Annotated in this window: 20 protein-coding genes; 8 read left to right on the forward strand and 12 right to left on the reverse strand. The window is 66.4% G+C overall.

The window, feature by feature from the left end; genetic code table 11:
• Positions 1-63 precede the first annotated feature (63 nt).
• The 8 genes from cmoB to ACCC94_RS07140 form a co-directional block, all read right to left on the reverse strand.
• The gene (cmoB, locus tag ACCC94_RS07105) at positions 64-1,032 is read right to left on the reverse strand and encodes a tRNA 5-methoxyuridine(34)/uridine 5-oxyacetic acid(34) synthase CmoB (protein WP_413348604.1); all 969 of its coding nucleotides are present in this window, start codon (positions 1,030-1,032) and stop codon (positions 64-66) included.
• On the reverse strand, positions 1,029-1,769 hold the full coding sequence (gene cmoA / locus ACCC94_RS07110; protein WP_413348605.1) for a carboxy-S-adenosyl-L-methionine synthase CmoA: 741 nt from the start codon (positions 1,767-1,769) through the stop codon (positions 1,029-1,031). Before cmoA ends, cmoB begins: the two co-directional genes overlap by 4 nt.
• Before the next feature lie 113 nt (positions 1,770-1,882).
• Positions 1,883-2,455 carry a hypothetical protein gene (locus ACCC94_RS07115; protein ID WP_413348606.1) on the reverse strand — a complete coding sequence of 191 codons (573 nt, stop codon included), beginning with the start codon at positions 2,453-2,455 and terminating at the stop codon, positions 1,883-1,885.
• Between the two features lie 86 nt (positions 2,456-2,541).
• The gene (locus ACCC94_RS07120; RefSeq protein ID WP_413348607.1) at positions 2,542-3,288 is read right to left on the reverse strand and encodes a substrate-binding periplasmic protein; all 747 of its coding nucleotides are present in this window, start codon (positions 3,286-3,288) and stop codon (positions 2,542-2,544) included.
• Between the two features lies 1 nt (position 3,289).
• Complete coding sequence (locus tag ACCC94_RS07125; protein WP_413348608.1) at positions 3,290-3,964, reverse strand: lysoplasmalogenase; 675 nt, start codon at positions 3,962-3,964, stop codon at positions 3,290-3,292.
• 107 nt (positions 3,965-4,071) lie between these two features.
• Complete coding sequence (locus ACCC94_RS07130) at positions 4,072-4,467, reverse strand: protease inhibitor I42 family protein (RefSeq protein ID WP_413348609.1); 396 nt, start codon at positions 4,465-4,467, stop codon at positions 4,072-4,074.
• A 1,013-nt stretch (positions 4,468-5,480) separates the two neighbouring features.
• Positions 5,481-7,880: an endopeptidase La gene (lon, locus tag ACCC94_RS07135; RefSeq protein ID WP_413348610.1), complete on the reverse strand. Its 2,400-nt coding sequence runs from the start codon at positions 7,878-7,880 to the stop codon at positions 5,481-5,483.
• A 119-nt stretch (positions 7,881-7,999) separates the two neighbouring features.
• Positions 8,000-8,806 (reverse strand): AraC family transcriptional regulator, encoded by an 807-nt coding sequence (locus ACCC94_RS07140; protein ID WP_413348611.1) that lies wholly within the window; start codon positions 8,804-8,806, stop codon positions 8,000-8,002.
• Positions 8,807-8,890: 84 nt separating this feature from the next.
• Here ACCC94_RS07140 and ACCC94_RS07145 point away from each other — a divergent pair, with 84 nt between their 5' ends.
• Positions 8,891-9,754: an ATP-binding protein gene (locus ACCC94_RS07145; protein WP_413348612.1), complete on the forward strand. Its 864-nt coding sequence runs from the start codon at positions 8,891-8,893 to the stop codon at positions 9,752-9,754.
• Positions 9,755-9,758: 4 nt separating this feature from the next.
• Here ACCC94_RS07145 and ACCC94_RS07150 read toward each other — a convergent pair whose 3' ends face one another.
• Complete coding sequence (locus ACCC94_RS07150; protein ID WP_413348613.1) at positions 9,759-11,807, reverse strand: TonB-dependent receptor; 2,049 nt, start codon at positions 11,805-11,807, stop codon at positions 9,759-9,761.
• Between the two features lie 250 nt (positions 11,808-12,057).
• On the opposite strand from ACCC94_RS07150, the gene ACCC94_RS07155 reads away from it, so the two are divergent.
• Entirely contained in the window at positions 12,058-12,807 is a 750-nt protein-coding gene (locus ACCC94_RS07155) for an AraC family transcriptional regulator (protein WP_413348614.1), read from the forward strand.
• Positions 12,808-13,582: 775 nt separating this feature from the next.
• Positions 13,583-15,100 carry a sodium/proline symporter PutP gene (gene putP / locus ACCC94_RS07160; RefSeq protein ID WP_413348615.1) on the forward strand — a complete coding sequence of 506 codons (1,518 nt, stop codon included), beginning with the start codon at positions 13,583-13,585 and terminating at the stop codon, positions 15,098-15,100.
• A gap of 383 nt (positions 15,101-15,483) precedes the next feature.
• On the opposite strand, the gene ACCC94_RS07165 is transcribed toward putP, so the two are convergent.
• Positions 15,484-16,680 (reverse strand): sugar transporter, encoded by a 1,197-nt coding sequence (locus tag ACCC94_RS07165; RefSeq protein ID WP_413348616.1) that lies wholly within the window; start codon positions 16,678-16,680, stop codon positions 15,484-15,486.
• Positions 16,681-16,838: 158 nt separating this feature from the next.
• Entirely contained in the window at positions 16,839-17,753 is a 915-nt protein-coding gene (locus ACCC94_RS07170; RefSeq protein WP_413348617.1) for a LysR substrate-binding domain-containing protein, read from the reverse strand.
• 139 nt (positions 17,754-17,892) lie between these two features.
• On the opposite strand from ACCC94_RS07170, the gene ACCC94_RS07175 reads away from it, so the two are divergent.
• Genes ACCC94_RS07175 through ACCC94_RS07185 form a run of 3 tightly spaced genes read left to right on the forward strand, consistent with a single transcriptional unit; the run spans position 17,893 to position 19,099 of the window.
• Positions 17,893-18,531 carry an FMN-dependent NADH-azoreductase gene (locus ACCC94_RS07175; protein ID WP_413348618.1) on the forward strand — a complete coding sequence of 213 codons (639 nt, stop codon included), beginning with the start codon at positions 17,893-17,895 and terminating at the stop codon, positions 18,529-18,531.
• A complete protein-coding gene (locus tag ACCC94_RS07180) occupies positions 18,531-18,839 on the forward strand; it encodes a DMT family transporter (RefSeq protein ID WP_413348641.1) in 309 nt (102 codons plus the stop codon). Before ACCC94_RS07175 ends, ACCC94_RS07180 begins: the two co-directional genes overlap by 1 nt.
• A 38-nt stretch (positions 18,840-18,877) precedes the next feature.
• Positions 18,878-19,099, forward strand: coding sequence for a VF530 family DNA-binding protein (locus ACCC94_RS07185; RefSeq protein WP_024765559.1), 222 nt, complete (start codon positions 18,878-18,880; stop codon positions 19,097-19,099).
• Between the two features lie 204 nt (positions 19,100-19,303).
• On the opposite strand, the gene ACCC94_RS07190 is transcribed toward ACCC94_RS07185, so the two are convergent.
• Positions 19,304-22,420 carry a transglycosylase domain-containing protein gene (locus ACCC94_RS07190; RefSeq protein ID WP_413348619.1) on the reverse strand — a complete coding sequence of 1,039 codons (3,117 nt, stop codon included), beginning with the start codon at positions 22,418-22,420 and terminating at the stop codon, positions 19,304-19,306.
• Between the two features lie 230 nt (positions 22,421-22,650).
• Here ACCC94_RS07190 and ACCC94_RS07195 point away from each other — a divergent pair, with 230 nt between their 5' ends.
• Complete coding sequence (locus tag ACCC94_RS07195) at positions 22,651-22,920, forward strand: hypothetical protein (RefSeq protein WP_413348620.1); 270 nt, start codon at positions 22,651-22,653, stop codon at positions 22,918-22,920.
• Positions 22,921-23,069: 149 nt separating this feature from the next.
• Positions 23,070-23,747 (forward strand): class I SAM-dependent methyltransferase, encoded by a 678-nt coding sequence (locus ACCC94_RS07200; protein ID WP_413348621.1) that lies wholly within the window; start codon positions 23,070-23,072, stop codon positions 23,745-23,747.
• Positions 23,748-23,809 lie beyond the last annotated feature (62 nt).

Genomic DNA, 23,809 nt, shown 5'->3' on the forward strand with positions numbered 1-23,809 from the left:
GCTCGCTCCTACAGGGAACCGTGCTTTTCGTAGGAGCGAGCTTGCTCGCGAACCCGGCACAAGCTAAGGCTTGCGCGCCACCAGCGTGGCGCGCAGCGGCGCCGGCAGGCCTTCGATGGTGCGGCTGTGGTCGTCCGGATCGAGGAAGTCCGGCAGCGACTGGTAGCGCATCCACTCCGTCGCCCGCTGTTCTTCCACCGAGGTACGGCTGATATCGACGCTGCGCACGTCGGTAAAGCCCGCGCGGCGCAGCCACAGTTCCAGCGCCGGCACGGACGGCAGGAACCACACGTTGCGCATCTGCGCGTAACGGTCCTCGGGCACCAACACGGTGTTCACGTCGCCTTCCACCACCAGGGTTTCCAGCACCAGTTCGCCGCCACGGCGCAGGCAGTCCTTGAGCGCCAGCAGGTGGTCGATGGGCGAACGACGGTGGTAGAGCACGCCCATGGAAAACACCGTGTCGAAGCCTTCCAGCTTCTCGGGCAGGTCTTCCAGGGCGAAGGGCAGGTGCCAGGCCGGCAGGTCCGGCAGGTAGCGCTTCATGGCGAGGAACTGGCAGAAGAACAGCCAGTTCGGGTCCACGCCCACCACGCTGCGCGCGCCGGCGCCGAGCATGCGCCACTGGTAGTAGCCATTGCCGCAGCCGACGTCGAGGATGCGCTTGCCGGCCAGCTCGATATGCGGCGAAACGCGGTCCCATTTCCAGTCCGAGCGCCATTCGGTGTCGATGTGTACGCCGAACAGATGGAACGGCCCCTTGCGCCACGGAATCAGCCCTTGAAGCGCGAGTTCGAGCTGCGCACGGGTGTCTTCGTCGCAGGTGCCTTCGAGGTTGAAGCGCTCGCGCAGCTCGACGGCGGTAGCTTGCAGCTCCGGCAGACGGTCCACCGCCGCCAGCCAGCGTTCGAGATCGCCATGGCCATCGTCGACCTTGCTGGCCAGTTGTTCGGGCAGCGCGGCGGCCCAGGATTCCAGCGGCGTGCCGGCCAGTTCAAGGCGCAGGCGGTCGAGGTCGAAGCGTTCGATCATGGCAGGGCAATCAGGGAAGCGAAGTTGAGGCACTGGAACCAGGGCACCACCTTGGAGAAACCGGCGGCCAGCAGGCGCTCGCGGTGGGTCTCGAGAGTGTCGGGGCGCATGACGTTCTCGATGGCGGTGCGTTTCTGGGCGATTTCCAGTTCGCTGTAGCCATTGGCGCGCTTGAAGTCGATGTGCAGGTCGGTGAGCAATTCGTGCTCCTGCTCATCGGCGAAGCGCAGTTTCTCCGAGAGGATCAGCGCACCGCCGGGTAGCAATGCGCTGCGCAGGCGGGTGAGCAGTTCCAGGCGTTGTTCGGGGGCGATGAACTGCAGGGTGAAGTTCAGTGCGATCAGCGAGCAGGGCTTGAGCTCCAGCTGGAGGATATCCGCCTCGATAAGTTCGACCGGCAGCAGTTCCTGGTGCATGGCGTCCTGGGCGCGCAGGTATTCGCCGCAGCGCTCGATCATCGGCGCGGAGTTGTCCACGCCGATGACGCGGCAGCCTTCGGTCTTCACATGGCGGCGCAGCGCCTGGGTCACGGCGCCCAGCGAGCAGCCGAGGTCGTAGAGCACGCTGTTCGGGGCGGCGAAACGCGCGCCGAGCACGCCGATGTTCTCGACGATGGTGGGGTAGCCCGGCACCGATCGCTTGATCATGTCCGGGAAGACGCGCACCACGTCCTCATTGAAGGTGAAGTCGGGAACCTGGGTTTGCGGCTGGGCGAAGATGCGGTCGGATTCGCTCACGCTGGATGGGGCCTCGTTACGCTGAACAGGCAACGGGGCGCGGCGCGCCCGGTTTGCCGGGGCGCGCATTGTAGCCGAGGCGCCGGGTGCGCCCAAGCTTCAGCCGATAAGGGTCACTTGAGCTGGTCGGAGAAGTATTCGCCGGCGCCCTGCAGTGGGCCCAGCGGGTTCTTCTTGTCTTCCATGCGGCGGATGTTCGGCTCGCCGTTGCTGGTCTTGTGCACCACCACGTCGTCGATCAGCACGAACACCGGTCGGAATGACCAGCCCTGCACCTGGCGGCGCTTGCGGAAGTTGAAGATGTCGGCCCAGAAACTGCCCACGCGCTGGCTGTCGGTCTTGTTGAAGTCGAAGGCGTAGCCGACGCAGCGGTCCTTGGCCTGCAGGCAGGTCACCAGGCCGTCGGGCAGGTAGTCGATGGGGATGTTGGGCTGCACGAAGAGCAATCGCACGTCGATGAACGACAGCATCTTGGCGTTGCCCTGCGACAGTGGATCGAAGCCCAGCGCGTAGAGCTGCGACTTGGTGGTCTTGCCAGGGTTGACCTGGTTGTAGCGGCTCTGTGCATCCTGGTAGTCCAGGAATGGTGACTGCACTTCCGCGCGTTCGCTGGGCAGCAGGCTGCCACAGGCAGAGAGCGTCAGGCAGGCTCCCAGCAACAACATCGAGCGAACTACTGCACGCATGGAGCTCCCCTTTTCCCAGTCTCTTATGATTGATCTATAGCCGATGACAGAGGGCTCTGCCGGACTTTTCTCACGCCGTCGCAGGACTAGTCAACGGCGATTCCGTAACCCTGCATCAGGGGTTTCCACTGGTCGTTGCGGCGCAGTTCGCGCAGGCCCTCATCGAGGTCCGCCAGGCGTTCCTGCACGCCTTCCAGGCGCGGGTTGAGCGCGACGTACATGGGGCGTTTGCCGGCCAGCTCGCCGGCCGCTCGAATGCGTTCCGACAGCCCATGGCGGTGCAGGTAGTGCTCGACGATCTGGCTGTCTTCGAGCAGTACGTTGATGCGTCCGAGCAGCAGCTTCTGGATGTTGCGCTCGAGTACCTTTTCGCCGCTGAGCACCTGCACCTGCTCGTGGTTGGCCAGGTGTTCGTCGCGCCAGCCGTCCAGTTCCTTGCCGTAGGAATAGCCCTGCGCCAGCCCGATGGACTGGCTGCTCAGCGAGGCCGGGCCTTTCCAGGTCCAGGGGTTGTCCTCGCGCACGTAGAAACGCATGGTCACCCAGCCGATGGGCTCCTCGCCGATCAGCAGTTCCTCGGACTCTTCGCTGTAGGCGCCGACCACGCCGTCCACCAGACCCTCGCGGGCCATCTGCAGGGCGCGCGGCCAGGGCAGGGGCTCGAAGCTCGGTGGTTGCGGGAGCACCTGGCCGAGGGCTTCGAGCAGATAGCCGGGCTTTTCCGGATCGTCCGGGCAGAGGTAGGGGCACCAGTCGTCGCCGGCCAGGCGCAGGGGCTCGGCGCTGGCCAGCGCCGAGCAGAGGAGCAGCAGCGGTGAAGCGATTCGCAGCATGTCAGGCCCGGGAAGTGGTGTGTCCTTCCGAGTATGGCAGAGCGATATGACGGGATGTGACGGAAGCGGCGATACCGAACTGGCCGAGCCAGTAGGTGAGCATGATGGCGTAGGAGGATGCGTCGAAGGCGGCGACGAAGCGGCTGATGCCGATCATCGAATCGGAGCTGACGAACAGCAGCGCGCCGATGGCGGCGCACACCCGGCTGGCATTGGCGATCGAAGGCACGCCCAGGCGAGCGATGGCGCGCCAGAGCATGGCGCTGATGGTCAGGCTGTACAGCGCAATCGGTAGCAGCAGCGGGCCGAGGCCGCGGCTGTAGAGCAGGGCGAATAGGCCGCCCCCCACGCCGCCTGCGAACAGCAGGCCGAGTGGGGCGAAGCGGCGGGTATCGCCCAGGTAGGCGGCGAGGTAGGCCAGGTGCGCCAGCAGGAAGGCGGCGAGGCCGGGCACGAAGGCGTTGATCGGCCATTCCAGAAGGGTGTCGCCGAGCATCGACAGCACCAGGCCGATGGCGACCCAGCGGCGGTAGCCGTCGGCCGGTGAGCCGAGAATCCACAACAGCATCGCCAGCACCGGCAGCGGCTTGCACAGCATGCGCAGGGCTGGAAGGTCGAAGGTGACGGCGAGCAGGTAGGCGGCACCGCCGATCAGTGCCAGGAGCGTCCAGCGCATGGGGTTCCCTCCCGAGGAAATGGACGCCCACTGTGCCGCAGCGCAGCGTCGGCCCACAGGCCGAAGGCGTCAGCGCGAGCGGCTTATGGCGCCTCGCAGGGGCACCTTTACTTGACGCTGATCGGGCAGACGAAGGTCTTTGCCGGCGGCACTTCGGCTTCCCAGGGCCGGCGGTAGGCCAGTTCCAGCTTGTCCTCGCCGGCAGCGGTCACGCGAAAACGCCAGGTGGATTCGCCGGCGCTGCCGACCAGACCTGCGTCCTCCGGGTTGCTGTAGACCTCCGGGCCGAGGGCGCGCAGCAGGCCGTTGGCGGCGTTGCGCATTTCCCAGCGGAAACCGGTGGTGGGGTTGCTCGGCAGGATCAGCACCAGCTCCTGGCCGGTGTGCAGCTTCAGCGGCTTGCAGTCGCTGGCGTCTTCCAGGGTGACCACGGGTTTGCTCTGCCCGGCGCAGCCGGCGAGCAGGGCCAGGGTGAGGGGCAGCAAGGGGCGGTACGACGGCATGACGGCTCCTGGGTGGGGACAGGTTGGGCCGCAGGATAGCGCAATCGATGTAGCAGTGGACGCACCTGCGATGCTTTTGGCTGGGGCGGTTTAGCGTCGCTTCGGCGTGCGCGCGTACATCTTGTTTCGCCCCCTCGGGCGACCCACTTTGGCAAACGCCCCAAAGTAGGCAAAGGTCTTGCCCCGGACATCCGGTTTTTCGCTTGGGGCGAAAAATACCCTCGTTGAAGCGGAGTTTCAGGGGCACGCTGCGAAGGGCCATCCCTGGCCCATCGCAGCTCTCGCGACATCCATGTCGCTCAACCCCTGAAACTCCAATTCAACGAGGCCTCCTGAACGGGGCAGTTCGGAGTGCGCTGGCGTTTATCTGGAAGCCTAGCTGAGCCAAAGCCAAAGCCAAAGCCAAAGCCGCGGATTGGGAGATTCGGCTCTTCGTAGAAGCGAGCTTGCTCGCGAACAGACCGTAGGGCGCATAACGCGCCAGCGTTATCCGCCGTTGTGGCATCGGCGTATAACCCGTTCCGGGTTATCCGCCCTACGCAAACACTGCCTCTCGCTTTTACTCTTGAGGTCTTCCAGGGAAATACCCGCACGCTCCGGAGTGCCCCTTTCAGGAGGCCGAAGGTGATCGGAGTTTCAGGGGTTGAGCGACATGGATGTCGCGAGAGCGTTGTCGGGCCAGGGATGGCCCGTCAACGCGGGCCCCTGGAACTCCGAAGAACCGAGGGTACTTTTCGCGAAGCGAAAAGCCGGATGTAGGGGCGAGCCTTTTGGTTACTTTTCGGCGTTTGGAAAAGTGACTCGCCCGAGGGGGCGAAACAAGAAGTTCGCGCGCTCGCCAAAGTGGCGCTGAAACTCCCAAGCCCAAGCCCAAGCCCAAGCCCAAGCCAGAGCATCGCGGAGAAGCTCCGCTCCTACAAAAGCAAAAGCCCAAACACCGGAGCCAGCCTGCAGGAGCGCCCCATGGGCGCGAATCGCGGGCGTGGCCCGCTCCTACAGGTTGGTTCAGGACATCAGGCTGGGAACAGCACCTTCGCCACATCGCCGAAGCGCCTGGCGAAATGCACCGTCAGGCCTTCCTTCAGGTACTCCGGCAGTTCCTCGAAGTCGCCGCGGTTGGGCTCGGGCAGGATCAGCTCGAAGATCTTCTGCCGGCGCGCCGCGATGACCTTCTCGCGCACCCCGCCAATGGGCAGTACCTGGCCGGTGAGGGTCAGCTCGCCGGTCATGGCCACGCCTTTCTTCGGCGCCTGGTTGCGCGCCAGGGACAGCAGGGCGCTGGCCATGGTCACGCCGGCGCTGGGGCCGTCCTTGGGCGTGGCGCCCTCGGGAACGTGCAGGTGGACGAAGGCCTGGTCGAAGAAGGTCGACTCGCCACCGTACTTCTTCAGGTTCGAGCTGATGTAGCTGTAGGCGATTTCCGCCGACTCCTTCATCACGTCGCCCAGCTGCCCGGTGAGCTTGAAGCCGCGATTCAGCGTATGGATGCGCGTCGCCTCGATGGGCAGGGTCGCGCCGCCCATGCTGGTCCAGGCCAGACCGGTGATCACGCCGACGCCGGAGAGTACCTGCTCGGCGCGGAACACCGGCATGCCGAGGAAGTCCTCCAGATCCTTGGCACCGATCTTCACCACCGAATCCGGGTCTTCCAGCAGCTTCATCACCGACTTGCGCACCAGCTTGCCGAGCACTTTCTCCAGTTGGCGCACGCCGGCCTCGCGGGCATAACCCTCGATCACCGCGCGCAAGGCGGCGTCGTTGATCGACAGGCGGTTCTTCGGTACACCGGCCTTTTCCAGCTGCTTGGGCCACAGGTGACGCTTGGCGATGGCGAGCTTTTCCTCGGCGATGTAGCCGGACAGGCGGATGACTTCCATGCGGTCCAGCAGCGGGCCGGGGATTGAATCCAGGGTATTGGCGGTGCAGACGAACAGCACCTTGGAAAGGTCCAGGCGCAGGTCCAGGTAGTGGTCGAGGAACTCCACGTTCTGCTCCGGATCCAGCGTCTCCAGCAACGCCGAGGCGGGGTCGCCCTGGTAGCTGCTGCCGAGCTTGTCGATCTCGTCGAGCATGATCACCGGGTTCATCACTTCCACGTCCTTCAGCGCCTGCACCAGCTTGCCGGGCAGGGCGCCGATGTAGGTGCGGCGGTGGCCCTTGATCTCGGCCTCGTCACGCATGCCGCCGACGCTGAAGCGGTAGAACGGCCGGCCCAGGCTCTCGGCGATGGACTTGCCGATGCTGGTCTTGCCCACGCCCGGCGGGCCCACCAGCAGCACGATGGAGCCGGCGATCTCGCCCTTGAAGGTGCCCACGGCGAGGAATTCGAGGATGCGGTCCTTGACGTCTTCCAGCCCGGAATGGTGCCGGTCGAGCACCTTGCGCGCGTGCTTGAGGTCGAGTTTGTCGACGCCCATCAGGCCCCACGGCACGGAGGTTGCCCAATCGAGGTAGTTGCGCGTGACGGCGTATTCCGGCGAGCCGGTTTCCAGGATCGACAGCTTGTTCAGCTCTTCGTCGATGCGCTTCTTCGCCTGGTCGGGCAGGGTCTTGCCTTCCAGGCGGGCGCGGAATTCGTCGGAGTCGGCGCTCTTGTCGTCCTTGGTGATGCCCAGTTCCTGCTGGATGATCTTCAGCTGTTCCTGCAGGAAGAACTCGCGCTGGCGCTCGCCGATCTTGCGGTTGACCTCGGCGGACAGCTCCTTCTGCAGGCGCGCGACTTCTACTTCCTTGCGCAGCAGCGGCAGCACCTTCTCCATGCGCTTGAGCATCGGCACGGTATCCAGCACACCCTGCAACTCGGAGCCGGGCGCGGTGGTCAGCGCGGCGGCGAAGTCGGTCAGCGGCGACGGATCGTTGGGGTTGAAGCGGTTGAGGTAGTTCTTCAGCTCTTCGCTGTACAGCGGGTTGAGCGGCAGCAGTTCCTTGATCGCATTGATCAGGGCCATGCCGTAGGCCTTCACCTCGTCGCTCGGGTCGCTGGGGGTATGCGGATACTCCACCTCCACCAGGAAGGGCGGGCGATGGCGCTTGATCCAGCCGCGGATGCGCACGCGCGACAGGCCCTGGGCGACGAACTGCAGCTTGCCGCCCTCGCGGCTGGCGTGGTGCACGCGAACCAGGGTGCCGTGCTCGGGCAGGCTGTCCGGGTCGAAGTGGCGCGGGTCTTCCGGCGGGTTCTCCATGAAGAACAGCGCCAGGCTGTGGTGTTCGGTCTTGGCGACCAGTTCCAGCGTCTCCGCCCACGGCTCCTCGTTGACGATCACCGGCAGCACCTGCGCCGGGAAGAACGGGCGGTTGTGGATCGGAATGACGTAGACCGTGGTCGGCAGGTTCTGCCCCGGCAACACCAGCCCGGTGTTGCTGACCTCTTCGGCGCTGGGGATATCGTGAATCTCGTCGTGGTCGCTCATGAGGCACCTGACTGATTGAACATGACAGTCTAGATGGGGAAACCCATGCGGGGTTTCAATCCCATTGCATGTAAGGATGTGTCTGAAGGATCTTTCGGCCGAGTGTGGACGAAACGAGCTTAGGAGCGGATTAGCGGGCGCGGCCGCAGGAAATCGCTGGGCGGTCGGCCGAACTGGCGGCTGAACATGGCGCTGAAGGCGCTGGGCGTGCTGTAGCCGACCTCCAGCGCCACGCTCAGCACGCTCTCGCCCATAGCCAGGAGCTCCAATGCGGCCAGCAGGCGTGCCTGTTGCCGCCATTGACCGAAGGTCAGCCCGGTTTCGGCGAAGAACCAGCGTTGCACCGTCTTGCTGTCGACATTCAGCCGGGCGGCCCAGTCGGCGAGGCTGGCGCTGTCGCTGGGCTGCGCCTGGATGGCCTGGCACAGCGCGCGTAGGCGCGGATGCGCGGGCAGCGGCAGGTGCAGCGGCAGCATGGGGTCTTCGCGCAGCTCATCGAGCATCAGGCCGAGTACACGGCCGTCGCGGGAATCCGGCCTGACCTCGCCGCTGATCGAAAGCGCCGCCAGGATCAGTTCCCGCAGCAGCGGCGACACCGCCAGCACGCAGCAGTCCGGCGGCAGGTGCGGGGCGCTGCCAGGCTCCACATACAGGGTGCGCACCTGCACCTCGCCGACCATGCGCGTCCAGTGCTCCACGCCGCCGGGTATCCACAGACCGCGGTTGTCCGGCACCACCCACTGGCCGCTGGCGCTGCCGACCACCAGCACGCCGCGCACGGCGTAGAGCAGTTGCGCGCGGTGATGGCTGTGCGCGGGCACCTGATGGCCGTCGGGGAAGTCCAGGGCGACCGCAGCTACCGGGCTGGCCGCCTGTTCGTCGCCGTGGTTTTCCGGCGGCGGAGCCGAGATGTCCTTTTTGCGCATGTGGATGCCTTTTTGTCGTTAGACGACCACTTTCCTCGATCGTTAGGCTGCTGAACAGTCCCCCTCTGTTTCGATGATCCCGCCATGACCGACATGTCTGCTATCGCTGAGCAACTGGCCCGAATCGCCCGGTTGCTCGAACAATCCCTGCCGGCGCGCCACGAACTGGCGCTGGAAGAGGTCGCCATCGCCCACCTCTGGGAATACCGCCAGGGCCAGCCGCGCCTGACGCCGGTGACCGACCCGGCGCTGATTGCCTTCGAAGACCTGCGCAACGTCGACCGGCAGAAGGCGCTGATCGAGCAGAACACTCGCCAGTTCGTCTCCGGCCGCCCGGCCAACAACGTGCTGCTGACCGGCGCGCGGGGCACCGGCAAGAGTTCGCTGGTGAAGGCCTGCCTGCACGCTTTCCATGCCGAAGGGCTGCGCCTGATCGAGGTGGACAAGGAGCACCTGGCCGACCTGCCGCAGATCATCGACCTGCTGCGCCCTCGCCAGGAGCGCTTCATCCTGTTCTGCGACGACCTGTCCTTCGAGGATGGCGAGACCGGCTACAAGGGCCTGAAAACCGTGCTCGACGGTTCGGTAGCCGGGCAGTCCGGCAACGTGCTGATCTATGCCACTTCCAACCGTCGCCACCTGCTGGCTGAGCGCGCCGAGGACAACCTGTCCTTCCAGCGCAGCGAAAGCGGCGAGTTGCACCCCGGCGAGGCGGTGGAAGAGAAGATCTCGCTCTCCGAGCGTTTCGGCCTGTGGATATCTTTCTATGCCTTCAGCCAGGAGCAGTACCTGGAGGCGGTCGCCCGCTGGCTGGAATCTCACGGCTTGGGCGGCATGCAGCAAAAGGAATGGGAGCAGGCGGCGATCCGCTGGGCGACCCATCGCGGGTCGCGGTCCGGGCGGATCGCCGCGCAGTTCGCCCGGGATTACGCCGGGCGTCAGCTGTAGAACATCAGAAAGCCACTTTCACCCCCGCCTGAATGCCGCGCCCGCCGGCCGGCACGCTGTCGCGCAGGATGGAGCTGGCGTAGCGCACGGTCTGGTTGGTCAGGTTCTCGCCCTTGACGAAGGCCAGCCAGCGGCTGTCGCCCAGGTCGAAGCGGTAGCCGACGCTGGCGCCCAGGGTGGTGTAGCCGTCGGTGCGCAGCTCGTTCTCCGGCACGCGGTTCTGGTCGGCGGCATATTCCACGCCGACCCGTGCCTGCCACTGCTGCAACTCCCAGAGCAGCGCGCTGTTCAGGCGCAGCGGGGCGATGCGCGGCAGGGCTTCGCCGGTGTCCTTGTTCTTGGCGCGGGTGTAGTCGCCGGAAAGCTCCAGGTCGAATCGGCCGTAGGGGCTGTCCAGCAGGTGGATGCGGTCCTGCGCCTCGACGCCGTAGAAGTCTGCCTTCACGCCGCTGTAGAGGTATTCGGGCAGCGCCTCGTCGTCGCCAGCGTCTACCACTGCGCCTTCCTCGTCGCGGTAACGCCCGCTGGCCAGCAGGCCGATGTAGTTGGAGAAGCGGCTGTAGAACACGCCGACGCTGCCCTTGTGGCGGCCGCTGTCGAAGCGCAGGGCGAGATCGGTGGAGACGGCCTTTTCCTTGCTAGCGTTGGCGTCCCCGACTTCGAAAGTGCCGGTGGCGGCGTGGGCGCCGTTGGCGTACAGCTCGTAGAAGGTCGGCGCGCGCTCGGTGTAGGCCAGGGTGCCGGCCAGCGACCAGATCGGCGTCAGCGTATAGACCGCGCCGGTGGACAGGCTGCCGGCGGTGAAGCTGCGCGAGTCGTCGTTCTCGGCGAAACGCTCATTGTCCTTGGCGTTGGGCTCGATGCGCGTGTGCTCGACGCGGCCGCCCAGGTTCAGTGCCAGGCGCTCGGTGGCCTGCCAGTTCTCCAGGAAGAACAGCGCGGCGCTGTCGGTCTCGGTGTGCGGCACGAAGGCTTCTTCGCCCAGCGCGGAGAAGCGGCTGTTGGCGACCTGCGCGCCGACCACGCCATCCAGCGGGCCGATGGGCTTGTGCCGCGCTTCGATACGGGCCTCGTAACCGTCGTTCTTGAAGGTGGTGCCGGTCTCGCCGCCCTCGATCTCCTTGTGCTGGTACTCGGTGTAGGCGGCGTCCAGCTTCACCGAACTGAAGGGGCCGTCGAGGTCGCGGATTTCCGAGGCGAAGGCGTAGCGGTCCTGCTGCATCTTCAGGCGCACGTCGTCCTCGGCGGGCGAGCCGTAGTTGCTGTCGTAGCCGCTGTAGGACAGGCCGGCATAGCCGTGATCCCAGTGGTAGCTGCCGCCGATGGCGCCGCTGTCCTGGCGGCCGTCGCTATTGTTCACGCGGTGCCTGGAGTCATCGCCGTCGATCTGCCGCTGGCGCGCCGAATGGGCGTAGCCGGGGATGCGCAGGTCGTTGAACTCGCGGGAGCCGGCGTCCAGGTGCAGGGCGAAGGTGCCGTCGCCGGCTTCCAGCGCGCCGGCGCTGCTGCGGGTGGTGTCCGAGCCGCCGTAGCGCAGCTCGCCCTGGCCGTGGATGCCGTCCACCGGTTCGCTGGGGATGCGGTTGTCGAAGCTGTTGACCACGCCGCCGATGGCGTTGCCGCCGTAGAGCAGGGCGGCCGGTCCGCGCACGACTTCAATGCGCTCGACCACGTTGGGGTCTTCCGGCACGGCGTGGTCATAGGACAGCGAGGAGGCGTCCAGCGCGCCCACGCCATTGCGCAGCAGGCGGATGCGGTCGCCGTCCATGCCACGGATCACCGGGCGGCTGGCGCCGGGGCCGAACCAGGTGGAGGACACGCCGGGCGTGCCGTTGAGGGTTTCGCCCAGGCTGCCTTTCTGCCGCAGGGTCAGCTCGTCGCCCTGGAGGACGCTGCTGGGGGCGGCGGGGGAGGCATCACCCAGCGGGTTGGCAGTGATCACCTGGGGTTCCAGTTCGGTGGGGGCGGCGTCGGCCAGCGAGGGCGCGCCGGCACACAGGGCGAGGCCCAGCGGGGCTAGACGCCAGCGCGGACGGGGAAGGGATGGGGGCATGACGAACTCCTGGTTTTTCTTCTGGCAAAGCGAACCCCTCCCTCGTGATCAGGGATGCGCCGGGCGGCGGGGAAGGGGAAATGGGGATGTGTTATTTGTTATAACATAACATAGCTATCGGTTAGCAAGAATTTCCGGCTTAGATGTTTTGGTGCTTGTTGATCTGCACAGTTGCGCCTGGTTGCACCTATCGGCTGGGCAGCTGTGTGAAATTTCCGTACCATGCTCAAAATTTGATCAGTCCAGCGCCATGTTCGATACCCGTCTCGCCACGCTGTCCGACCAGCCCGATCAGCACGCCCATGATCATCACCAGTTGGTGCTGTCCCTGAGCGGCCGCGCGGAATTCGAGATCGGCGGCGCCGGCGGCGAGGTCTGCCGGATGCGCGCCTGCCTGGTGCCGGGGGATGTCGACCACGAGTTCGCCGGGCTCGGCGACAACCGGATGCTGATCCTCGATCTGAACGAGGCCGGCACTGGCGAGCAGGACCGCGAACTGCTGGCGCGGCTGTTCGAGGTGCCGCGCTACCCGACCCTGGATGCGGATTTCCAGCACCTGCTCAGCTACGCCGGCGCGGAGATCGCCCGCTACGGCGATGATCCGCTGCTCGCCCGCGCCCTGGGTGGCGTGCTGCTGCGCGCGCTGCACCTGCGCCTGTTCGGCGAGGACCGCGCGCCGCGCAACGGCCCGCTGGACCTGGAACGGCTGGACGGCTACATCGCCGATCACCTGTCCCGACGTATCACCGTCGCCGAACTGGCGCAGGTTGCCTGCCTGAGCCCCAGTCACTTCCATGCGCAATTCAAGGACCGTGTCGGCCTCACGCCACACCAGTACCTGTTGCGCCAGCGTCTCGACCGCGCCGCGCGCCTGCTGCGGGAAACCGACCTGCCGCTGGTCGGCGTGGCGGGGGAATGCGGGTTCTCCAGCCAGAGCGCGCTGACCACCGCGATGCGCCGTTACCTGGGGTTGACCCCGGGGAGCCTGCGTCGTAGCTGAAGGCGCCGACTCGCACGTGCTGGATTGCTGATCGACCGGTCAGTTGTCGACCTTCGGGAGCCGGAGTCTTTTGCAAGAACTCCAGAGCTTTCTGCAAGAATTAAACGGGGTGCAACCCATAGAGTCCGCCCACTGTGTTGCAGGTGCAACCCGGTCATACCAAGAACAACAGCCAGCTCGATACGCGGGAGGGGCAGCATGCCCATCACCGGTTCAGACTTCGCCTGTCGCGCGCCTTCATTCGGCCGCGCCACTTCATCCACGGCCCGGCCCGCAGCGCCCGCCCGTGGTCCCGCGCCGTTCGCCCTCGGACCAGCGGCGCCATCCGCCTCCCTGCTTTCTGTACAATCCGCGCCCTCGCGCGCCGGCCTGCCCCTGCCGCATCTCCATGCGCGCGCCAATACAGTTTCGAATCGCTCCGGCCAGCCATGCCGCCCGTCCACGGGGTGGCGCGTGTTGCATTGCCTGAGTACTGGCGCCTGTTCCGGCGCCTGAAGGATCGCCGGGCACCGCCCGGGAACGCCCCGCACCTCGCCTACCGGCGAAGGCGGGACGGAGGTCGCCGTGGTGAGACGGTGGCTGCAGGAAGACGCCAGCAAGGACGGGGCGTGCCTGCGTCGGGATGCGTAGCGGTTCGGTGCCGGTTTGGTGCCACGCGCAACCCGGTTTGCCTGTGAGCAAGCGCTAACCGGTCGGCGTCAACCACGCCGGCTGCCAGTCAAGGGTCCGCGATACCCCGCGTACCCGGATAAAAACAAGCTGTAGGGGAGTCCCCATGAGCGTCAACACGCCAACACTGATCACCTTCGTGATCTACATCGCGGCCATGGTTCTGATCGGCCTGGCCGCCTATCGTTCGACCAACAACTTCTCCGACTACATCCTCGGTGGCCGCAGCCTCGGCAGCTTCGTCACCGCGCTGTCGGCGGGGGCCTCGGACATGAGCGGCTGGCTGCTGATGGGCCTGCCGGGCGCCATCTACCTGTCGGGCATCTCGGAAAGCTGGATCGCCATCGGCCTGATCTGCGGCGCCTACCTGAACTGGCTGTTCGTCGCCGGTCGCCTGCGCGTGCACACCGAGCACAACGGCAACGCGCTGACGCTGCCGGACTACTTCAGCACCCGCTTCGAGGACAACAGCCGCATCCTGCGTGTCATCTCCGCGCTGGTGATCCTGGTGTTCTTCACCATCTACTGCGCCTCCGGCATCGTCGCCGGCGCCCGCCTGTTCGAAAGCACCTTCGGCATGTCCTACGAGACCGCCCTGTGGGCCGGTGCCGCCGCGACCATCGCCTACACCTTCGTCGGTGGCTTCCTGGCGGTGAGCTGGACCGACACCGTGCAGGCCTCGCTGATGATCTTCGCGCTGATCCTCACCCCGGTGATCGTGCTGTTCGCCACCGGTGGCGTGGAACCCACCTTCGCCGCCATCGAGCTGAAGGACGCGGCCAACTTCGACATGTTCAAGGGCGCTTCCTTCGTCGGCGTGCTGTCGCTGATGGCCTGGGGCCTGGGCTACTTCGGCCAGCCGCACATCCTGGCGCGCTTCATGGCCGCCGATTCGGTCAAGTCGATCCCGGCTGCCCGCCGCATCTCCATGACCTGGATGATCCTCTGCCTGGGCGGCGCCGTGGCCGTCGGCTTCTTCGGCATCGCCTATTTCCAGGCGCATCCGGAGCAGGCTGGCGCCGTGGGCGAGAACCACGAGCGCATCTTCATCGAACTGGCGAAGATCCTCTTCAACCCGTGGATCGCCGGCGTGCTGCTGTCCGCCATCCTCGCCGCGGTGATGAGCACCCTGAGCTGCCAGCTGCTGGTGTGCTCCTCGGCGCTGACCGAAGACTTCTACAAGGCCTTCCTGCGCAAGAACGCCAGCCAGCTGGAACTGGTGTGGGTCGGCCGCGCCATGGTGCTGCTGGTCGCGCTGGTGTCCATCGCCCTGGCCGCCAACCCGGACAACCGTGTCCTGGGCCTGGTGTCCTACGCCTGGGCCGGCTTCGGCGCCGCCTTCGGTCCGCTGGTGCTGTTCTCCGTGCTGTGGAAGGGCATGACCCGCAACGGCGCGCTGGCCGGCATCATCGTCGGCGCGGTCACCGTGATCGTCTGGAAGCAGTTCGGCTGGCTCGGCCTGTACGAGATCATCCCGGGCTTCATCCTCTCCAGCGTTTCCATCGTGGTCTTCAGCCTGATCGGTTCCGCACCGTCCAAGGCGATGGTCCAGCGTTTCGAGGCCGCCGAGGCCGAGTACGCCGAAGCCACTCAGCCGGCCGGCATTGCCGTGACCAGTCGCTGATTCTCAGCTGAGAGAAAAAGGCCGCGCTCCCGGAAGGGGCGCGGCCTTTTCGTTGGTGCATGGCGGTTGGTGCGTGGGATCGGAAGATAGCGGACGGAGTCCGCTCCTACACGCGGTCCGCTTTCTTTTGAGCGATCCTCTCCTTCTGAAAGTCCGTGCCTGGGATTGCCCTCTCCCTAACCCTCTCCCTGAAGGGAGAGGGGACCGTATGGTGCAGGTTGGGACCAAGGCGTCAGCCGGCACGGACAGCTCCCTCTCCCTTCAGGGAGAGGAGACCGTATGGTGCAGGTTGAGGCCAAGGCGTCAGGCGGCACGGACAGCCCCCTCTCCCTTCAGGGAGAGGGCGGGGGGAGAGGGCTGCCCCGAGCGCAGGACTCTCCATATCAGCGCGACGCGTGCCCGCCACTGAGCGCCGCCGCATAGCGCCAGCAGGCGAACAGGCACAGCAGCAGGCCGACCACCGCCAGTGCGCCGCCGACGTAGCCGATCCACTCCAGCCCCATGCCCACCGCCACACGGCTGCCCAGCAGTGCGCCGCCGCCGATGCCGACGTTGTACAGGCCGGAGAACATCGCCATGGCCACGTCGGTGGCGTCATGGGCCAGTTGCAGCACCTTGGCCTGCAGCGCCAGGCCGAAGCAGAGGATCGCCGCGCCCCAGAACAGGCTCAGGCCCAGCAGTGCCGTGGGCGAATGGGCCAGTGGCATCAGCAGCAGGAGCGTGCTGCCGAGTACAGCGATGGCGATGCACGGGAAGGCGCGCGGAAAGCGCTCGCTGTAGCGACTGAAGAGGATCGAGCCGAACATCCCGGCGCCGCCGAACAGCAGCAGGAGCAGGGTGGTCTGCCGGCTGTCCAGCGCGGCGACTTCCCGCGCGAACGGCTCGATATAGCTGTAGGCGGTGAACTGCGCGGTGATCACCAGCACGGTGAGCACGTACATCGACACCAGCGCCGGACGGCGCAACAGCAGCGGCAGGCTGCGCAGCGAACCGGAGTTCTGGCTCGGCAGCAGCGGGAGCGCGCGGGCCAGCCAGAGCACCACCACCACCGAGACGCCGGCGATGGTGAGGAAGGTCGTGCGCCAGCCCAGCGCCTCGCCGAGCATGCGCCCCAGCGGGATGCCCAGCACCATCGCCAGGATGGTCCCGGTGGCCAGCAGGCCGAGGGCTTTCGCCTGCTGGCCGGGCGGTGCGACGCGCACCGCGAGCGACGCGGTGATCGACCAGAACACCGCGTGGGCGAAGGCGATGCCGAAGCGGCTGATCATCAGCACCGTGAAGTTCCAGGCGAAGCCCGAGAGCACATGGCTGACGATGAACAGGCAGAAGATCACCACCAGCAGGCGGCGGCGTTCCATGTTGCGGGTCAGCTGCATCAGCGGCAGCGAGGCCAGCGACACCACCCAGGCATACAGCGTGAGCATCAGCCCGGTCTGTTCCGGACGCATGGCGAAGCTCGCGCCGATGTCGCTGAGCAGGCCCACCGGAACGAACTCGGTGGTGTTGAAGATGAAGGCGGCGATGGCCAGGGCGATGACGTTGAGCCAACTGCCGGAGCGGGTTTCTTGCGCGGTGGTCATGGGAATCCTGAGGTGAAGTGGGGCTCAGGCCGTGCCTTGGGATCACGCGCGGGCGTGTCGCGGGCAAAGAAGAATTGTTGTTGCGGCGGGCTTGATTCTACCCACGGCTTGCCCATCGCGCACGGCGAAGCGGCGCCTGCGCGGGCGCAGCGGCAGGCTCAGGCGGCATTGTCGATCAGCGGGTCAGCGGCTTGTGCCGCTTCCTCGGCCAGCCAGTCGAGGAACACGCGCACCGGCGGATGGCGCTCGCGGCCCGGGACGCAGAGCGCGGTGTAGCGGGCGCCGGGCACATTGATGTCAGGGCGGTAGGGCACCAGCAGGCCCTTCTCCACGCTCTCGGACACCAGCAACGAGCTGGCCAGCACCAACCCCTGGCCGGCGATGGCCGCCTGCAGGGCGTAGAACTCCTCGTCGTATTCGCGCTGCACCGCCTGGGCCAGCAGGCATTCCTCGCCGGCCACCTGGCACCAGGCCTTCCAGCCGCGCTCGTAGAGCTCGGAGTTGTGCCAGCGCACGCTGATCATTTCCGGCACTTGCACATCGGCGGTAGCCACCAGCGCTGGCGCGCCATAGACGGCGAAGCGCTCTGCCAGCAGGAACTGGCTGTGCATGCGCGGGTAGTCGCCGAAGCCGTAGCGGATCGCCAGGTCGACGCTGGCGTCCTGCTGCAGGTCGAGCAGCTCGCACTGGCTGTCCAGGCGCAGGCGGATGTGCGGGTAGCGCGCGTAGAAACGGCCCAGACGCGGCACCAGCCAGAGCGCGGCGAAGGCCGGCGTGGTGGAGATCGTCAGGCTGCTGGCGCTGCGCTGCGGGCGCAGGCTGTCCACCGATTGCGACACCTCCAGCAGCGCGCCATGCAGGCTGCGGAACAGTCGCTCGCCGGCTTCAGTCAGGCGCACCTGGCGCGGCAGGCGCTCGAACAGCGGCAGGCCCAGCCATTCCTCCAGTGCGCGTACCTGGTGGGACACCGCCGTGGGTGTCACCGCCAGTTCCTGGGCGGCGGCCTTGAAACTCAATTGGCGCGCGGCGGACTCGAAAGTGCGCAGGGCGGGAAGCGGCAGGTTGGCGAACATGGCGTACTCCATGGATGAGCTGGGCTCATCTGGAAGGAAATCCCCTCAGTTGTCCGGCCACACGGCGAAAATTAGCTTAGGCGGCAACAGGAGGCCATTCAGGTGCTCCGCAGTGTACACCTTCAGCAAGGAATGATAGATGAACAGGATTCTTGCCATCCACGCCAGTCCCCGTGCCGACCGCTCGCATTCCCGCCGCCTGGCCGAGGGTTTTCTCGCCGCGCTGCCGCCAGCAGCCATCACCCGCCGCGAAGTCGGCCGAGCCGATCTGCCCCACGTCAGCGAAGGTTTCATTGCCGCCGCCTTCCATCCGGAGCCGGACAATCGCCCGGCCGAGCTGCAGGCCGAACTGCAGCTCAGCGAAACGCTGGTGGACGAGTTGCTCGCCCACGACCTGCTGGTGATCTCCACGCCCATGTACAACTTCAGCGTGCCCAGCGGGTTGAAGGCCTGGGTCGACCAGATCGTCCGCGTCGGCCGCACCTTCGACCTGCACCTGAAGGACGGCGAGGCGGAATACGAACCGCTGCTCAAGGGGCGCAAGGCGCTGATCGTCACCAGCCGCGGCGGCGCCGGCATGGGGCCGGGCGGCGAGCTGGAGTGGATGAACCACGCCGACGCCTGGTTGCGCGTGGCGCTGGGTTTCCTTGGCATCGAGGATGTGCGGGTGATTGCTGCCGAGGGTGAGGAGGGCAATCCCGAAGCCTTCCGCGCGTCCTACCAACAGGCCGAAAAGGCCCTGGCCGACCTCGCCGAGAGCGAGGGGGCGCGTGCGTGATGGCCTGGGCAATGCTGATGGTGGCCGCGGTGTTCGAGGTGATGTTCGCGGTGTCGATGAAGTACGCCGAGGGCTTCACCCGACCGCTGCCGACCCTGGTGACGGTGGTCGCGGTGATCGGCGGGATCTTCTTCCTCACCCTGGCGATGCGCCAGTTGCCGGTGAGCATCGCCTATCCGATCTGGACGGCCGTCGGCACGCTGGGCACGGTGTTCTTCGGCTTCGTGCTGCTGGGCGAGGCGCTGACGCTGACCAAGCTGGCGTCGGTCGCCCTGATCGTGGCCGGCGTGGCCGGGTTGCGGGCCTGATGCTAAGGTGCCGCGCATTCTCCAACACGGCACCGAAGATGAACGACAAACCGAAGAACCCGCTGCATGGCGTGACCCTGGAAGCCATCCTCAACCAGCTGGTGGCGCAGTACGGCTGGGACGGGCTGGCCAAGCGCATCGACGTGCGCTGCTTCAAGAACGACCCGAGCATCAAGTCCAGCCTGACCTTCCTGCGCCGCACGCCGTGGGCGCGGGAGCAGGTCGAGGCGTTGTACGTGAAGAGCGTGCAGGGGAAGTAAAGGCTTTCGTAGGAGCGGACTCCGTCCGCGATAGGCCCGCTTCGCGCCGGAGACCATCGCGGACGGAGTCCGCTCCTACGGTGCATCCTCTTCGGATGGAGCCAGCCGGCGCGCGCGGAGCTCTTGGTCGGAGCGAGCTTGCTCGCGAACCTCGCCGGGCACCAAGGCATCAGGCGGTTCGCGAGCAAGCTCGCTCCTACAGGCTCAGCGCCAACTTACCCGCAGGTTATCCAGCCGCTCCTGGCAGCCGGTGCTGATGCCCGGTTCCAAGTAGCTGGTCAGCAGCGGCGCCATGCCCTTGAGCACCTGCACCGGCAGCGCCGAGGTGAACTTGAAGCCATCCGATTCGCTGCCCGCCACGTAAGCGGTCAGCGTGCCGAAGTGACGCGGACCGATGTAGAAGACGAAGGTCGCCGTGCGGTTCATCGCCTTCGAACTCTTCACCCAGCCGCTGCGGGTGACGCTCTCGATGCGGTTGTCGCCGGTGCCGGTCTTGCCGCCCATCACCAGCGCGCTGCCGTCGGCCAGTTTGAAGGTGCCGGACAGACGCCGCGCCGTACCCGCATCCACCACCTGCGATAGCGCGGTACGCAAGGCCTGGGCAACCTCCGAACGCATCACCTGGCGCCCATTGTTGGATTCCGGCCCAAGGGTGACTTCATAGGGCGTGGCGGCGGCGAAGTGCAGGCTGTCGATGCGCAGGGTCGGCAGGCGCACGCCATCGTTGAGGATGATGCCCATCAGTTCCGCCAGCGCCGCAGGGCGGTCACCGGAGCTGCCCAGCGCGGTGGCCAGCGACGGCACCAGGTGGTCGAACGGATAGCCCAGGCGCTTCCACTGTTCGTGCAGGTCGAGGAAGGCCTCCACCTCCAGCATGATGCGGATGCGCTTGTCGCGGGCGTACTTGTGCCGCGACTTGAACAGCCAGCCGTAGACTTCCTTGCGCTCGGCGCTGCTGGCGGCCACGGCGTCGGCGAAGGTTGCCGCCGGCTGGCGTTGCAGATAGCCCAGCAGCCACAGTTCCAGCGGGTGCACGCGGGCCACGTAGCCCTGGTCGTTGAGGTTGAAGGCGCCCGGCCCGTAGCGCGTGTAAAGGTCTTCGATGCGCTTGTCGGTGAGCTTGTCGCCGGCGTACTTGCCCTGCTTCAGGCGGTCCTGAAGGAAGGCGGCGAAGGTCGGGACATCCGCCTGCGGTTGCAGGTAGCGGTGGATTGCCGCCAGCCGCACCGGCCAGGCGCGCAGGCCGTCGAGGAAGGTGCTCAGGCGCTCGTCGTTGTCCTTGCCCTTGTACTTCTGCCAGAAACGCAGCAGGTAGACCTGGCTTTCCTTGTCGACGAAGCGGTCGAGGTAGTCCTGCCGGCGCGGGTCCTTGTCGTCGGCCAGCACGGCGACCTTGCTGCCCTCGTTGGCGTAGATGTCATGGCGCACCAGGTCGCGCAGCAGACGCACGAAGGGCAGGTTGATCGACTCGCGCAGGGCGTCCTGCAGGGTCGGGATGCGGCCGTTGTCTTCCTTGCGGAAGTTGCTGAAGGTGTGGATGCCGCCGCCGGTGAAGAAGCTCTCGTACGGGCTGGCGGAGTACTTGCGCTGCAGGGCGGCGGCGAGCATGTCCGGCAGGTTGCGGTCCTTGGCGGCGATCAGGTAGTCGATGGACCAGCGGGTGAGGAAGTCCAGCGGCTCCACCGGCACCTTCTTCAGTTCGGCGACGGATAGCGGCGCGTATTGCTGGTGCAGGTCGGCGATGGTCTCCAGGTAAGTGGAGAGCACGCGCAGCTTCGCGGTGGAGCCCAGTTCCAGCTTGCTGCCCTCGTTGATGTCGAAGGGCTGCTCGGTGCTGTCGGTCTGCACCCGCACGCGGTTGCCGCTGGGAGTGCGCTCGAACAGGGTGAAGCTGTAGCGCACGTCTTTGGTCTTGTCCTTGGATAGCAGGTGCTCGCCGAACAGGCCGATCTGCTCGGCGAATTCCGGGTCGGACAGATGCCGCAGGTAGCCGGTGACCTGCTCCTGCAATTCATGCTGCAGGGTGGTGGTGAAACTCATGTCGAAGCGGTCGAGGTCGTACAGCGGCACGTCGAGCATGCCGGCCAGGCGCGTGCGCGCAAGGCCGATGCCCTTGTTGTTTTCCAGCGGGGTGAAGCTCGGTTCGCTGCGCGGATCGCGGAATACCAGTTTCTGCTTGAGCGCAGCGTCGCGCAGCTCGGGGGCGATCACATTGTTCTGCGCCAGCAGGCGCAGGTAGCTGTCGGTCAGCACGGCGAGCTGGTCGCGGCCGCGCGCCAGGTACCAGGACGGCCGGCGGTGGGCGATCATCAGCGACACCACCTGGCGTAACGCCTTGCCTTGCGCGGCCAGTTCCGCGCCTGAACCGGGCGGTGAGTTGAGCAGCTTGTTGACCTGCTGGTAGTCGGCGCCGTACCAGATCCACAGGCCGTCCGGCAGGCCGCTGACTTCGCCGTAGCCCGGCTGCGCCGAGAGCGGCACGGAGTTGAGATAGGTGAGGGCGACGTTGCGCCGTGCAGCCAGGTTTTCCGGTCCGTTCTGGTAGGTGCGCACGCTGGCCGACGCCATCTGCCGCAGCTTGTCGGTGATGGAGTTGGTGCGGCCGTCCTCGGAGTGGCGGTACTTCTCGATCTGCGTCGCCAGGGTACTGCCGCCGGGCGCGTGGTTGCCCAGGCCGACCAGCTTGCCGACCTGCGCCACCGAGGCCTGGGTGAAGCGGCTCCAGTCGATGGCCGGGTTCAGGTAGGGGCGCTCGGGGTCGAGCAGGTCGCGGTTCTCGATGAACAGCAGGCTGTTGACGATGGCCGGCGAGATGCTCTCGAAGTTGGCGTAGAGGCGCTGCGGGTAGCGGAAGTTGTAGATCGGCAGGCCGCGGCAGTCGGCGATGTCGACGCCGGCCTGGGCCTTCTCCGGGTAGGGCGGGAACAGGCCGTGGCTGGAGTACTGCATCAGCGGGTCGGAGAAGCGCGCCTGGCTCAGGGTGACGAAATTGCGCTCGTGCAGGCGGCCGAGGAAGCTCGGCAACTGCTGGTAGCCCAGGCGCCGGTCGAAGGGGCCGCCCTGTGGATACACCACGTTGCCGGTGCCGCCTTGTTCCAGGCTCCAGGTCAGCCCGGTAGCGTAGCGTGCCAGTTCGCGCGCCTGCAGCTTGGAGGTGCGCGCTTCATAGAGCAGCGCCGCGCCCATGGCGGCCAGCAGCGGCAGGAGAAAAAGGAAGAGGATGAGGAAGCGGTGGTGATGCACTTTCTGTGGGGAAAGGCCGGGCCCCAGACTTCCCGGTTGACCTGCCACTTGCGTACCGGAATGCTTCGAGTTGCCCATCTTCACGCCCCGCCCATGCTTGTACGACAGCCCAGAAAACGGACTCCGCCCAGGTGATGGCCGGCACCTCCCTGGCGCCGCGAAAGCCGCTTCCCCCGCGGCTTTCCTAACTTCCAGCGTAGTCGGCGGCGGAAAAACTGCGCGCCGCCCGGCACCGTTCACGGCCCTGCGGATTGATTTGCCGACGGCCAGCAGGTGCAATGTACTGACTTCGACAGGAACCCTTGCCCATGCGTTCGCCTTTTCTGCCTTGTAGCCTGCCCCGTCTGCTGCCCCTGGCCGCGCTGCTGCTGGCGTCCCTGAGCGCGCAGGCGGCGCCGATGCCGTTCTACCGCTGGCAGAGCAAGCTCGACGGCGCCTATACCTGCCAGCAGACTTCACCGGGCGAGGGTTGGCAGAGGATCAGCGGGCCGTTCCGCGATGCCGGCTGCCGCGAAGCGCTGCCGCAGACCCCGCCGCCCAAGGGATTGGCGGTGCCCAAGCCTTGGAAGGGAGCGTAGGCCGTCAGATCCCTGAAGAGGCCCATTTTCTCCTGGTAAGTCCGTGCCTGGGATTCCCTCTCCCTAACCCTGGCTGCGCGCCCCGGCGCGATATTTCCGGTACGAGCGGATTCATCCGCGATCGCTTCACCCCACGCACGGAGCAGACGATGACCGACCAGGACGCCCGCATCCGCCAGAGCTGGCAAACCAACGCCGATGCCTGGACCCGTACCGTGCGCGAGCAGCGCATCGAGAGCCGCCGGCTGGTGACTGACGCGGCGATCCTCGGCGCCATCGACGAAGGCCCGGCGCGGCGCGTGCTCGATGTCGGCTGCGGCGAAGGCTGGCTGTGTCGCGCGCTGGCGCAGCGGGGTAGCGAATGCGTCGGGGTGGATGCCTCGGCGCCCCTGATCGATTCGGCTCAGGCAGCGGGCGGCGGACGCTTCGAGGTGATGGACTACGCGGTGCTGATCGAGTCCGGTAGCCGCCTGGGCCAGTTCGACGTGCTGGTGTGCAACTTCGCCCTGCTCGACGAAAACATCGCCCCCTTGCTCGCCGCCCTGCGCGAACGGCTCGACCGCGGTGGGCGCCTGCTGATCCAGACCGTGCACCCCTGGACCGCCTGCGGCGACGAGCCCTATGTGGACGGCTGGCGCCTGGAAACCTTCGCCGCCTTCGGGGCGGAGTTCAGCGCGCCGATGCCCTGGTTCTTCCGCACGCTGGAGTCCTGGCTGGCGCTGCTGAGCGCCACTGGCTGGCAACTGCGGCAGCTGCGCGAACCGCGCCATCCGCACACCGGCCAGCCCTGCTCGCTGTTGCTGGAACTGCAGTCGCGGGTGAGTTGAGCCGCTCTACCGCAGCCCTCGCCAAGTGACGAAGTGTGGCTATCCGCCGCTATTCCTTTGGT

The sequence above is a fragment of the Pseudomonas sp. Pseusp97 genome, from assembly GCF_047304025.1.
Classification (GTDB): Bacteria; Pseudomonadota; Gammaproteobacteria; order Pseudomonadales; family Pseudomonadaceae; genus Pseudomonas.